This is a genomic window from Mesobacillus sp. AQ2 (assembly GCF_030122805.1).
In the GTDB taxonomy this organism is placed as follows: domain Bacteria; phylum Bacillota; class Bacilli; order Bacillales; family Cytobacillaceae; genus Mesobacillus; species Mesobacillus oceanisediminis_A.
In genome coordinates this window covers 3,234,484-3,247,254 of record NZ_CP126080.1, presented here as the reverse complement: position 1 = coordinate 3,247,254, position 12,771 = coordinate 3,234,484, and the positions used below count along the sequence as shown (strand labels likewise).

Sequence of the window (12,771 nt, the reverse complement as noted above, 5' to 3'; positions counted from 1 at the left end):
AATGAAAATAAAAAAGGAACGTTTAGATGTTCTGCTAGTCGACCGCGGACTTGCTGAAACAAGGGAGAAAGCGAAACGGACAATCATGGCAGGACTCGTCTATACAAATGAAAACAGGCTTGACAAGCCAGGTGAAAAGGTTAATATCGATATTCCCTTGATGGTGAAAGGAAATCTCCTTCCGTATGTCAGCAGGGGCGGGCTGAAGCTTGAAAAGGCTTTGAAGGTTTTTGACCTTGATGTCAATGGAAAAAAACTACTCGATATCGGGGCTTCTACCGGCGGATTTACTGATTGTGCTCTTCAAAATGGTGCTGAAATGTCCTATGCGCTTGATGTTGGCTACAATCAGCTCGCCTGGAAGCTCCGCCAGGATGAAAGAGTCGTCGTGATGGAGCGTACGAATTTCCGTTACGTTAAACCAGAAGATCTTGTAAAAGGGATGCCGGATTTCGCAAGCATTGATGTTTCATTTATTTCACTTCGTCTCATCCTGCCAGTCCTTAAAACATTGCTGGTAACCGGGAGCGATGTTGTTGCCCTTGTTAAACCGCAGTTTGAGGCAGGAAGGGAACAGGTAGGTAAAAAAGGAATCGTCCGCGACAGGAAGGTCCACGAACAAGTCTTGGACAGGATTATTTCTTTTTCGATGGAAGAGGGCTATGATGTCATGGACTTAAGCTTCTCGCCAATCACCGGCGGCGACGGCAATATCGAATTCCTCCTCCATCTCAGGTGGAACAATCCAGAGGATGAGAAAGGCAAATCAATGTTAAGGATCCTGCCTGAGGCAGTTGTGACGAATGCGCATGATGAACTAAAATCAAAACAAACCAGTGAGGAAGAATAGACTTTGACAGTCTGTTCTTTTTTTTATTTCAAGTGCTAATAGATGTTCACCACTTTGTCAATTCTGTCATGATCTTCTGATGAAAAACCACGAAAGATTGTACATTCTGTTGAAATCGGCTAACATATGAGTATATGAATGTTTCGGATTTATCCAGAGGTGATATGAATGAATAAAGGACAAAGACATATTAAAATCCGTGAGTTGATTGCGAGCAGGGATATCGAGACGCAGGATGAACTGGTCGACCGTTTGAAGGCGGCGGGTTTTAATGTTACACAGGCAACAGTTTCCCGTGATATTAAAGAGCTGCATCTTGTAAAGGTTCCTTTGATTGACGGAAGGTATAAATACAGCCTGCCAGCTGATCAGCGTTTCAACCCACTGCAAAAATTAAAAAGATCGCTGATGGATGCATTTATCCGGATCGACCAGGCTGGACATCTGTTAGTCATGAAAACATTGCCCGGCAATGCGAATGCGATTGGGGCGCTGATTGATAATCTTGATTGGGATGATATATTAGGTACGATTTGTGGAGACGATACCATCTTGATTATTTGCCGTACTCCAGAGGATACGGAGCAGGTCACAAATCGTTTTCTTGACATGCTGTAAATGAGGTGACGTTTGCTTGTTAAATGAATTATCAATACGTAATTTCGCCATTATCGAATCTTTATCTATATCTTTCAATAAAGGACTGACTGTTCTGACTGGAGAAACCGGTGCCGGTAAATCCATTATCATTGATGCAGTCCACTTGCTTGTCGGCGGGAGAGGTTCAGCTGAATTTGTCCGGCACGGCGAGGATAAAGCAGAGATTGAAGGCCTGTTTTTTATTGAAGGCGAAAACCATCCCTGTAAGTCGAAAGCAGCAGAATTCGGCATTGAAATTGAGGATGGGATGATCGTTTTAAGGAGGGATATCGCAGCCAGTGGCAAAAGTGTTTGCAGAATCAATGGCAAACTTGTCACCATCGCTGTCTTGAGGGAAGTCGGCTCAACGCTGATTGACATCCATGGCCAGCACGAACATCAGGAACTGATGGATGAAACAAGGCATATCAATCTTCTTGACCAGTTTGGCTCAGAGGAAATCCTGCCTGCCCTCCAGGAATATCAACAGGTATACAGATCATTTGAACAAACACTCAAAAAACTTAAGAGCCTCAGTGAAAATGAGCAGCAAATGGCCCACAGGCTGGACCTGATCCAGTTCCAGCATGATGAAATCCTGTCAGCGAACCTGATGATGAACGAAGATGAGGAACTGCTCGAAGAACGGCGGAAGCTTGCCAATTTCGAACGGATTTTCGAAAGCATCCAGACAAGCTACAATGCGCTGCACGGCGATCAGAAAGGGCTGGATTGGATCGGGATGGCTATGGATAATCTGCAGACGGCTGCTGAATTGGATCCTGAATATAAAACTGTCGCAGAATCTGTTGCAAACAGCTTCTATATGCTCGAGGATGCTGCGAGAACGATCAGAAATGACCTCGATTCCCTTGAGTATGACCCTCAGCGTTTGCTGGAGATAGATGACAGATTGAATGAAATCAACCAGCTTAAGAGAAAATATGGGAAAACGATTGAAGAGATCCTTGAATATGCTTCAAAGATCGAAGAAGAAATCGAAACGCTTCAAAACAAGGAAGTCCATATCGGCCAGATGGAAAAGGAATTGGCATCTCTCAAAAAAGATTTGCGCATCGAAGCCGATAACTTAACCGAAACACGCAAAAAATGGGCCAAGAAACTGACGAAGCTGATTCATAAAGAATTAAAAGAGCTTTATATGGAAAAAGCCGTATTTGAACTAAAGATCGATTCAGACCTCGATGTTTTCCATAAAAATGGAGCAGACAAAGTTGAATTTTATATTTCAACAAATCCTGGAGAGCCATTGAAGCCATTGTCCAAGGTTGCTTCCGGCGGAGAATTGTCAAGAATCATGCTGGCTCTAAAAAGTATCTTCTCCAAACATCAGGGTGTTACATCCATTATTTTTGATGAAGTGGATACAGGAGTGAGCGGGAGGGTCGCACAATCGATCGCTGAAAAGATCTACAATGTGTCGACAGGTTCCCAGGTGCTTTGTATTTCTCACTTGCCTCAGGTAGCTGCTATGGCTGATACCCATCTATATATTGCAAAGGTCATAAAAAATGGGCGGACAAAAACTTCTGTGACTCCGCTATCCTCATCTGATAAGGTGAAGGAAATCGGGAGGATGATTTCCGGAGTGGAAATCACGGAGCTTACAAAACAGCATGCAGAAGAATTGCTGCAGCTGGCACAGAATATGAAGGCTGTCACATGAAAAGCTATCCATAAAGGGTAGCTTTTTTATTTTTATACCGGTTATAAATGAGGCGAGTCGAGGCAAAATTAAAGGTGTAGCCATTTTTGATGTGTGTGGACTAGAAGCGAGGAGAGTGAATGGATTGAAAAAAGATTTTCTCAGAAAATTTATTGGTGGAATTCTCCTTGTTTCATTAATTGCTTTAGGATTTGCAAAGCCAGTACACGAATATTTATCTATTCCAGGAGATATAACTTTATTCGAGGGGCAAAAGCTTGATTTCCAGGCGAATGCAGTTCAAGTAACGGCTCCCTTAAATGATTCCAGCATCACGGTTGACCAGAAGGATCAAACGGTTTCTATTGAGGCCAAAAGGCATGGAAAGGATGAAATGGTCCTCGAGCTGGCCGGTTTCCCGGTGAAAAAGGTCGATGTGAATGTCCTTAAGGATTTCAAGGTCAGGCCAGGCGGTCAATCAATAGGGGTAAAACTTAATACGGTTGGTGTCCTTGTGGTCGGACATCATCAGGTTCAGGCAGATGAAGGAAAGGTATCACCAGGAGAATTGGCTGGTATCAAAAAAGGCGACATCATCACAGAAATCAATGGACAGCAAATAGAAAAAATGGCAGATGTCGGCCCTTTTGTAAAACAAGCAGGAGCGGATGGAAAGCCATTGGATGTAGTCATTAAGCGGGAAAATGAAAAAATCAAAACCCAGCTGCAGCCTAAGAAGGATGTAAACGAGAACACGTATAAACTTGGTTTGTATATACGTGATTCGGCAGCGGGAATCGGGACGATGACTTTTTATCATCCTCAGTCAAAAAAATATGGAGCACTTGGACATGTCATTTCCGACATGGATACAAAAAAGCCGATTGTGGTTGAAGATGGACAAATCGTTAGATCGACAGTTACTTCCATCGAAAAAGGCGGAAAAGGCAATCCTGGTGAAAAGCTGGCACGCTTTTCATCTGACAGAGAAGTAATTGGAAATATCCGCAGGAACAGCCCTTTTGGGATCTTTGGTGAACTGAACAAGGATATTACGAATGGAGTATTTGATAAGCCATTGCCGATTGCCCTTTCTCATCAGGTGAAAGAAGGGCCGGCGAAAATCCTTACTGTTGTGAATAATGACGAAGTCAATCTTTTTGATATAGAGATTGTCAGCACCATCCCGCAAAAATTCCCGGCAACAAAGGGGATGGTTATCAAGGTAACGGATCCAGAGCTTCTGGAGAAAACAGGCGGGATTGTACAGGGAATGAGCGGCAGCCCGATCATTCAGGACAACAAGCTGGTAGGTGCTGTGACGCATGTGTTCGTAAATGACCCAACAAGCGGATACGGAGTCCATATTGAATGGATGCTGAATGAAGCCGGGATTGACATCTACGAAAAACCAAGAGAGCAGGCAAGTTAAGCAGGAATTCGGCGGCGGCGTATGCCGCCTTTTCTTTGTTTCATTTTAAAGATTATTCGACAAATTCCCACTTGCTTTTTTGTCAACTATCGAAATAAGTCGAAAAACAAAGGAAATTGAAGCAAATATAAGAAAATATTACTTTTTTAAGAAAAAATTAAAAATAAGAGGAATTTCTGTTGCATTGTCGAATTAGTCATTTAGAATAGAATTTAGAGAAGATAATATTTGTGATCATAATTGGATTTGAGGAGGAACCAAGCAGTGAACAAAATAAAAGTATGTGTTGTAGATGACAACAGAGAATTGGTAGGTCTTTTGGAAGAATATATTTCTTCCCAGGAGGATATGGAAATTGTAGGGGTTGCCCATAATGGCCAGGAATGTTTGGAAATGCTGGAAGACACAGACCCTGATGTCTTGCTTTTAGATATTATCATGCCTCATCTTGATGGTCTGGCGGTGCTTGAAAAACTCCGTGAAATGAAAAAAGGAATCATCCCAAATGTGATCATGCTGACAGCCTTCGGTCAGGAAGATGTTACGAAAAAAGCTGTAGAGCTTGGAGCATCCTACTTCATCCTGAAACCATTTGACATGGAGCATCTTGCAGGCCATATCCGCCAGGTAAGCGGCAAGGCGAAATCAGTAGCAAGAAAGCCTTCTTCCATCAATTACGGAAGGTCAAATGCTGAACAGAAGCCTAAGAATCTGGATGCCAGCATTACAAGCATCATTCATGAAATTGGCGTTCCTGCCCATATTAAAGGCTATATGTACCTGCGTGAAGCTATTTCAATGGTATACAACGATATTGAACTCCTTGGCTCGATCACAAAAGTACTCTACCCGGATATCGCGAAAAAATTCAATACAACGGCCAGCCGTGTAGAACGTGCGATCCGACATGCTATTGAGGTTGCGTGGAGCAGAGGTAACATCGACTCGATTTCTTCACTATTCGGCTATACAGTAAGCATGTCAAAAGCGAAGCCTACAAATTCCGAGTTCATTGCGATGGTTGCTGACAAGCTGCGTCTGGAGCATAAAGCTTCTTGAAAGAGTTAGACAAGATTTAGCTATTTTTTCATATTTCATAACGACATCTTACTTGATTTCGATAAAAGTCGAAATCAAGTAAGATGTTTTTATTTTTTTAGAGGGTGAAGGTTTGTCTATGGCATGTCTGCATATTATGATATATATTGTGACCGGAGATGACTAACAAATAAAAAAAACGCCCATAGGCGCCTTAAAAAAGTCAGTTCTCCTTATCCTTGCCAAGTTCGGCAAGTTTTTGCAAAAGGATATGCTGTGGCATATGCATGATCTGTTCAACTGGAACTCCTAATTTTTCTGAGAGTTTGATTGCCGTCTCGGCAGAAATATGAAGTGGTCTCATTGTTACTACCTCCAAATAAAAAGATGGGTGTGATGGTTTATGACTTTAATTTTAGCACATCGTGGCTATGCTGCTGAATATCCGGAAAATACAATGCTTGCTTTTAAAGAAGCCGAAAAGGCAGGTGCCGATGGACTTGAGCTTGATGTCCAGATGACGAAAGACGGTGAGCTGGTAGTCATACATGATGAAAAGGTCGATCGGACAACGGGTGGGACGGGATTGGTTAAGGATTATAATTATAAGGAATTAAGGAAATTGGATGCTCGTTTTAAGTTCACTAAGCTATCTGAAAAACAGCAGATTCCTGCTCTCGATGAAGTCCTTGAGTGGCTGGCAGGTACGGCTTTGAACTGCAATGTAGAACTTAAAAACACCATTATTCCATATGAAGGCATGGAAGAAAAAGTGATAAATATGATAAGGGATTATCAATTATCTGACAGGATCATTATTTCATCCTTTAATCATTATAGCATTGTACATAGCTATATGATGGCACCTGATATTGAAATTGCTCCTTTGCTTTCTGAAGGCTTATATATGCCCTGGGTTTACGCGCAATCAATCAGGGCAAAAGGTTTCCATCCTCATTGGAGAGCGGCGCCGGACGAAATCATCAAAGCGTCACTTGAAAGCGGGATTGAAGTGAGGCCATATACTGTCAATAATGATGCCGAACTGGATAGATTGTTCAGGGTAAATTGCAGTGCGGTCATCACAGATGACCCGGCAAAGGCGTTCCAAATAAGGGGAAATAAAAAACAGGCCTGAGAAACTCAAGGCCTGTTTTGCTTTTTATTGCTATCAGGTATACGGAAGAATGCCTGTACCTTATTCCTCTTACGGTCACGATGCAGAATGAAACCTGCGATGAATCCCAGTCCGGCCAGGAAAAAGATGAGTCCGGCCAGGAACTGAAGCCATAAATAGGGAAAGGGTGACTGCAAAATCCCGAAAACCATATCGCGCATCAGTTTTACACCCAAAGCAGCAATGACACCTGGTATCAGCATGACGATTAACGCTACAATCCTGATCATTTGGTAACCCCTCGTAATTTGTCCTCTTAAGAAAGTATACTTAACGGGCGGTTTTTCCGCAATATATGTTGCTCATGGTATATTATCCGCATAAAAGTTAAAAAACAAAGAAATTTGTCAGCCCATTCAAAAAGCATTACAATATATTTGAAAGAATTTGCAGACTATAAAATGCAATCCATGAAATATTTTTCCGACATGTGGTGGACAATTATGCAAAGAATAATGATTGTAGGTGCAGGTAAGGGTGGGACGGCCATCCTGGACATTTTTAAACAAACGGCCGATGTAGCCGCTGTGGTGGACATTAATCCGAATGCTCCTGGAATACTGGCTGCGAAGGAAGCTGGTATTCCAACCGGGACAGACTGGCAAGCATATATGTCCGATGAATTGGACATTGTCATTGAAGTGACCGGGGATGAAAAAGTTTTCCGTGAATTAAGAGATGCACGCAGTAAAAACACTGTGCTGATCCCAGGAAGTGTCGCCTTCCTCCTTGCTACCTTGTTAGAAGAAAAGGAAGAGTTGATCAAGACTCTCAGAAAAATTACATATGAACACGATTTAATCTTTAATTCCTCAGGAGATGGCATGGTCGTCATCAATACAGAGGGAACGGTAACTTTGTTCAATAAGAGCGCAGAAAAAATCATCGGGAACAAAAGGGAGCTTGCTGAAGGACGGCATGTACTTGAGATTATTCCGACCAGCAAACTTCCGAGAGTCCTCCATACGAGGAAGGTAGAGTCCAATCAGGAATTATTGCTGCCCAATGGGTCGAAGATCATCACGACAAGAATTCCGATCATTGATGAGAATGACCAGCTGATTGGTGCGTTTTCCGTCTTCAAGGATATTACAGAAGTAGTCAATCTTGCGGAAGAAATAACAAACCTGAAAGAAATCCAAACGATGCTCCAGGCAATCATTCATTCCAGTGATGAGGCGATATCCGTAGTAGATGAAGATGGCCGGGGCATTATGATTAATCCTGCCTACACTAGAATAACCGGGCTAAAAGAAGAAGAAGTAATCGGACAGCCGGCAACTGCAGATATCTCCGAGGGAGAAAGCATGCATATGAAGGTTCTGAAGACAAGAAGGCCTGTTCGCGGAGCTGCCATGAGGGTTGGTCCGAATAAAAAGGAAGTAGTCGTGAATGTAGCCCCAATCATTGTGGATGGGAAACTGAAGGGGAGTGTAGGGGTCATCCATGATATGTCTGAGATCCAGAGTCTGAACAGGGAACTCAATCGCGCAAGGCAAATCATCAGGACCCTTGAAGCGAAATATTCGTTTGAGGATATAATCGGCCAATCGGAAGAAATGACGATTCCGATTGAACAGGCGAAGCTTGGTGCGAAAACACCTGCCACTGTCCTCCTCCGGGGCGAGTCAGGTACAGGAAAGGAGCTTTTTGCCCATGCGATCCACAATGCCAGTGACCGCAAGTTCAACAAGTTCATTCGTGTAAATTGTGCCGCTATTTCTGAGTCGCTGCTGGAAAGTGAACTTTTTGGTTATGAAGAAGGGGCTTTCTCAGGTGCTAAAAGAGGCGGGAAACGCGGTTTCTTTGAAGAAGCCAATAACGGAAGCATCTTTCTTGATGAAATCGGTGAGTTGCCGGCAAATACACAGGCTAAGTTGCTTCGGGTCCTGCAGGAAAGGGAAATAGTCCGTGTTGGAGGCACGAAACCGGTGCCAATCAATGTCCGGGTCATCGCTGCAACCAATATGAATCTTGAAAAAGGGATAGCGAATGGCAGTTTTAGGGAAGATTTATACTATCGTCTGAACAGAATGCCGATCCATATACCTCCTCTCAGGAGAAGGAAAGATGATATTCCGTTGCTTTGCGAAAGGCTGATCCGAAAAATTAATCAGGACTATGGACGAAATGTTGATGGTGTCTCTGATGAGGCCATCAAGAAACTAATGCAATATGACTGGCCAGGGAATGTCAGGGAACTGGAGAATGTGTTGGGCAGAGCGATCATCTTCCTTAATCATAACGAAACAATCATCCAGGAAGAACATTTACCCGAACTCCAGAATAGCCAGGCTAAGGAAAAGGAAGATGACTATGGCCAAACAATACCTTCAGAGACTCTGGCGGTCCAGTTGGAAAGATACGAAGCAAAAGTAATAAGATCTACCCTTAATGCGGTGAATGGCAATAAAACAGCTGCTTCTAAATTACTGGGCATCTCTGTAAGGAATCTGTATTATAAACTCGAAAAATATGGTATTGAAATGAATGGCATGCAATAAATTTCATACCATGCAATTTATTGCATAATACTTTTCGGGAAAAGTAAAGCGTTTTCACGATTTTTTGTTGGCACGCTTCTTGCATATATAAATAACGTGTGATGCGCAAAAGAAAGAAAGGGTTGACTCAACACATGAAACTTGACTCACTAATCAGCATGGCATCCCAAAATGGCAGGAAAACCATTGCTGTGGCAGCAGCAGAGGATACAGAGGTATTAGAAGCGGTTGCCGAGGCTGTTAAGAGGAACCTGGCCGATTTCCTTCTTTATGGAGATGAAGAGGAAATCAAAAGGATCATTGCCGTACAGCATCCTGAACTAGCAAGTCATAAAGGGATTGAAATTATCTCTGCACCTAATAATAATATGGCCGCAGAGATGGCAGTGAAAGCTGTCACTTCGAATGAAGCACAGGTAGTGATGAAGGGGAATATCCCGACGGCGGCAATCCTGAAGGCTGTCCTGAATAAGGAGTATGGCCTCAGAACGGGTGCGGTATTATCCCATGTAGCAGTGTTTGAAGTGCCGGGATATGATCGCTACACAATCGTTACCGATGCTGCGATGAATATAGCGCCGGATCTTGAACAAAAAGCGCAAATCATAAAAAATGCCGTCCGGGTAGCCCATTCGATCGGTATTGATATGCCAAAAGTAGCACCACTTGCAGCGGTGGAAGTAGTCAATCCCGCTATGCAGGCCACACTTGATGCAGCAGCATTGACGGTCATGAATCAAAGAGGGCAAATTTCCGGTTGTATTGTGGACGGCCCGCTCGCGCTTGATAACGCGGTTTCACAGCTGGCTGCAGAGCACAAGGGAATCAAGAGTGATGTTGCCGGGAAAGCTGATATCCTTTTAGTCCCTGCGATCGAAGTCGGCAATGTACTTTATAAATCATTAGTTTATTTTGCCAATGCAAAAGTTGGCGCAGTCATATCAGGGGCGAAAGCTCCAATCGTGTTAACATCCAGGGCAGATACAGCCGAAAGCAAGCTTTATTCTCTTGCGCTGGCGTTATGCTCTGCTGAAAAATAACCTACATAAATCAGAGGGGGAACTAGAAATGGAAATCTTCAAGTATCTTGAACAGTATGATTATGAGCAGGTAGTGTTTTGCCAGGATAAGCAATCAGGTTTGAAAGCGATTATCGCAATCCATGATACAACTTTAGGGCCAGCTTTGGGCGGTACCCGTATGTGGACTTACGCTTCAGAAGAAGCAGCGATCGAAGATGCTCTTAGACTGGCAAAGGGCATGACTTATAAGAATGCGGCAGCTGGCCTCAACCTTGGCGGTGGAAAAACGGTCATCATCGGCGACCCTCGCAAGGACAAGAACGAAGAAATGTTCCGTGCCTTTGGCCGTTATATCCAGGGATTGAATGGCAGATACATCACTGCTGAAGATGTTGGTACAACCGTGGCTGACATGGACCTTATCCATGAAGAAACAGACTATGTAACAGGTATTTCACCAGCATTCGGTTCATCAGGCAATCCATCACCAGTAACTGCTTACGGAGTATACAGAGGAATGAAGGCAGCTGCGAAGGAAGCATTCGGCACTGATTCTCTTGAAGGTAAGACGATCGCCGTCCAGGGTGTAGGGAATGTCGCATATAATCTATGCCGCCACCTTCATGAAGAAGGCGCTCAGCTGATCGTGACTGACATCAATAAAGAAGCAGTCCAGAGAGCGGTTGAGGAATTCGGGGCAAAGGCAGTTGAACCAGATGAGATCTATAGTGTTGACTGTGATATTTATGCTCCTTGTGCATTAGGTGCGGTCATCAATGATGAAACGATTCCTCAAATTAAGGCAAAGGTTATTGCCGGTGCAGCAAATAACCAGTTGAAGGATACCAAGCATGGCGACATCATCCACGAAATGGGCATTGTTTACGCTCCGGATTATGTCATCAACGCAGGCGGAGTTATCAACGTAGCGGATGAGCTGTATGGCTACAATGCGGAGAGAGCAATGAAAAAGGTTGAAACGATTTATAACAATATTGAAAAAGTTATTGAAATTGCCAAGAGGGACGGTATCCCTACGTATAAAGCGGCAGACCGTATGGCAGAAGAACGCATTGAGAGAATGCGCAATTCCCGCAGCCAGTTCCTGCAAAACGGCCACCATATCTTAAGCCGCCGCTAATCCGGAAGTTTTCAAGGAATGTTCTTTTCTCCATCTGTGTGAATATTAGCATGATTTCTGCGATGCGAAAAAAAGAAAACATGCCTTAATCAAAAATGATTTGCAGAGTGCGCTGAATCGACCCTTCGGCGCCTCTGCTGTTTCCTAAATGCTACTGACATTACGGATTGGAACCAGCCCGTAAGCAAATTGGAGGTTTAACTGTGCAACAAACAGAACATCGGATTCTAGTCATTAATCCAGGATCTACATCAACGAAAATAGGTGTTTTTGATAACGAAGTATCGATTTTCGAAAAAACAATCCGGCATGATTCAGCTGTCATCAACTCCTATGAAACCATCATCGATCAATACGAATTCAGGAAGAATACGATACTTGAAACGCTTGATACCGAAGGCATCAACATTTCAAAATTGAGTGCTGTTTGTGGGCGCGGCGGTCTTTTACGGCCAATTGAAGGCGGAACATATGCAGTTAACAATAAGATGCTTGAAGACCTGCGGGCAGGTTACTCTGGCCAGCACGCATCAAATCTGGGCGGTATCTTGGCTTATGAAATCGCTTCAGGCTTGAACATTCCTTCATTTATTGTAGACCCGGTCGTGGTCGATGAACTTGACCCGATCGCACGAGTTTCAGGGTTCTCGCTGATTGAACGGAAGAGCATTTTCCATGCTCTGAACCAGAAGGCGGTTGCGCGAAGGGTTGCCAGAGAGCTTGGCCGGAAGTATGAAGAGCTTAACCTCATCATTACCCATCTTGGCGGAGGTATCACTGTAGGAGCCCATAAAAGGGGCAGGGTTGTTGATGTGAACAATGGTCTGCATGGTGATGGTCCATTCAGTCCCGAACGCGCAGGCACAGTACCTGCTGGAGACCTGGTTCAGCTATGCTTCTCAGGAGATTTCTTCAGGGATGAAGTCATGAAAAAGCTTGTCGGCCAGGGAGGTCTTGTTGGCTACCTGGGCACGAATGATGCGGTCAAGGTCGAAAAGATGATCAAGCAGGGGGATGAAAAAGCGAAGCTTGTATATGACGCGATGGCATATCAGGTAGCCAAAGAAATCGGTTCTGCCAGCGCGGTCCTATCAGGAAAAGTAGACGCAATCGTCCTTACAGGCGGACTTGCGTACGGCAAAGAGTTCGTACAGGAAATTTCAGAACGGATCAACTGGATCGCAGACGTAATCGTCCATCCCGGTGAAAACGAATTGCAGGCCCTTGCAGAGGGAGCTCTTCGAATTTTACGGAACGAGGAAGATGTAAAGGAATATCCTGGCCGATAATCATGCATGGCTG

12 protein-coding genes are annotated in these 12,771 nt (G+C 43.9%); 10 read left to right on the top strand and 2 right to left on the bottom strand.

All coding sequences use genetic code 11. The features are described from left to right. The first annotated feature begins 1 nt into the window (after position 1). The 5 genes from QNH36_RS16400 to spo0A all read left to right on the top strand — a co-directional run bounded on the left by QNH36_RS16400 (position 2) and on the right by spo0A (position 5,646). On the top strand, positions 2–850 hold the full coding sequence (locus QNH36_RS16400; RefSeq protein ID WP_144476408.1) for a TlyA family RNA methyltransferase: 849 nt from the start codon (positions 2–4) through the stop codon (positions 848–850). Between the two features lie 168 nt (positions 851–1,018). Beyond that, a complete protein-coding gene (gene ahrC, locus QNH36_RS16395; protein WP_144476411.1) occupies positions 1,019–1,468 on the top strand; it encodes a transcriptional regulator AhrC/ArgR in 450 nt (149 codons plus the stop codon). Between the two features lie 16 nt (positions 1,469–1,484). Then, positions 1,485–3,176 carry a DNA repair protein RecN gene (gene recN, locus QNH36_RS16390; protein ID WP_283903819.1) on the top strand — a complete coding sequence of 564 codons (1,692 nt, stop codon included), beginning with the start codon at positions 1,485–1,487 and terminating at the stop codon, positions 3,174–3,176. Positions 3,177–3,300: 124 nt separating this feature from the next. Further along, a complete protein-coding gene (spoIVB, locus tag QNH36_RS16385; protein WP_283903818.1) occupies positions 3,301–4,587 on the top strand; it encodes a SpoIVB peptidase in 1,287 nt (428 codons plus the stop codon). A gap of 264 nt (positions 4,588–4,851) precedes the next feature. Next, positions 4,852–5,646 carry a sporulation transcription factor Spo0A gene (gene spo0A, locus QNH36_RS16380; protein ID WP_144476419.1) on the top strand — a complete coding sequence of 265 codons (795 nt, stop codon included), beginning with the start codon at positions 4,852–4,854 and terminating at the stop codon, positions 5,644–5,646. Positions 5,647–5,848: 202 nt separating this feature from the next. On the opposite strand, the gene QNH36_RS16375 is transcribed toward spo0A, so the two are convergent. Further along, the gene (locus tag QNH36_RS16375; RefSeq protein ID WP_283903817.1) at positions 5,849–5,989 is read right to left on the bottom strand and encodes a YycC family protein; all 141 of its coding nucleotides are present in this window, start codon (positions 5,987–5,989) and stop codon (positions 5,849–5,851) included. Positions 5,990–6,028: 39 nt separating this feature from the next. Here QNH36_RS16375 and QNH36_RS16370 point away from each other — a divergent pair, with 39 nt between their 5' ends. Next, a complete protein-coding gene (locus QNH36_RS16370; RefSeq protein WP_251540808.1) occupies positions 6,029–6,763 on the top strand; it encodes a glycerophosphodiester phosphodiesterase in 735 nt (244 codons plus the stop codon). Positions 6,764–6,768: 5 nt separating this feature from the next. Here QNH36_RS16370 and QNH36_RS16365 read toward each other — a convergent pair whose 3' ends face one another. Next, positions 6,769–7,032 (bottom strand): DUF2627 domain-containing protein, encoded by a 264-nt coding sequence (locus QNH36_RS16365; RefSeq protein WP_144476427.1) that lies wholly within the window; start codon positions 7,030–7,032, stop codon positions 6,769–6,771. A 213-nt stretch (positions 7,033–7,245) separates the two neighbouring features. On the opposite strand from QNH36_RS16365, the gene QNH36_RS16360 reads away from it, so the two are divergent. The 4 genes from QNH36_RS16360 to buk all read left to right on the top strand — a co-directional run bounded on the left by QNH36_RS16360 (position 7,246) and on the right by buk (position 12,758). Then, positions 7,246–9,306 carry a sigma 54-interacting transcriptional regulator gene (locus QNH36_RS16360; RefSeq protein ID WP_283903816.1) on the top strand — a complete coding sequence of 687 codons (2,061 nt, stop codon included), beginning with the start codon at positions 7,246–7,248 and terminating at the stop codon, positions 9,304–9,306. Positions 9,307–9,440: 134 nt separating this feature from the next. After that, positions 9,441–10,346, top strand: a complete 906-nt coding sequence (gene yqiS, locus QNH36_RS16355) for a phosphate butyryltransferase (RefSeq protein WP_144476433.1) — start codon at positions 9,441–9,443, stop codon at positions 10,344–10,346. Positions 10,347–10,374: 28 nt separating this feature from the next. Next, the gene (gene bcd, locus QNH36_RS16350) at positions 10,375–11,469 is read left to right on the top strand and encodes a branched-chain amino acid dehydrogenase (protein ID WP_041967922.1); all 1,095 of its coding nucleotides are present in this window, start codon (positions 10,375–10,377) and stop codon (positions 11,467–11,469) included. A 203-nt stretch (positions 11,470–11,672) separates the two neighbouring features. Then, positions 11,673–12,758 carry a butyrate kinase gene (buk, locus tag QNH36_RS16345; protein WP_144476436.1) on the top strand — a complete coding sequence of 362 codons (1,086 nt, stop codon included), beginning with the start codon at positions 11,673–11,675 and terminating at the stop codon, positions 12,756–12,758. Positions 12,759–12,771: the final 13 nt, after the last annotated feature.

Coding starts and splice junctions, on each gene's coding strand:
- ahrC (WP_144476411.1), top strand. CDS start 1,019: ATGAATAAAGGACAAAGACATATTAAAATCCGTGAGTTGATTGCGAGC.
- yqiS (WP_144476433.1), top strand. CDS start 9,441: ATGAAACTTGACTCACTAATCAGCATGGCATCCCAAAATGGCAGGAAA.
- bcd (WP_041967922.1), top strand. CDS start 10,375: ATGGAAATCTTCAAGTATCTTGAACAGTATGATTATGAGCAGGTAGTG.
- QNH36_RS16370 (WP_251540808.1), top strand. CDS start 6,029: ATGACTTTAATTTTAGCACATCGTGGCTATGCTGCTGAATATCCGGAA.
- QNH36_RS16360 (WP_283903816.1), top strand. CDS start 7,246: ATGCAAAGAATAATGATTGTAGGTGCAGGTAAGGGTGGGACGGCCATC.
- QNH36_RS16400 (WP_144476408.1), top strand. CDS start 2: ATGAAAATAAAAAAGGAACGTTTAGATGTTCTGCTAGTCGACCGCGGA.
- QNH36_RS16375 (WP_283903817.1), bottom strand. CDS start 5,989: ATGAGACCACTTCATATTTCTGCCGAGACGGCAATCAAACTCTCAGAA.
- QNH36_RS16365 (WP_144476427.1), bottom strand. CDS start 7,032: ATGATCAGGATTGTAGCGTTAATCGTCATGCTGATACCAGGTGTCATT.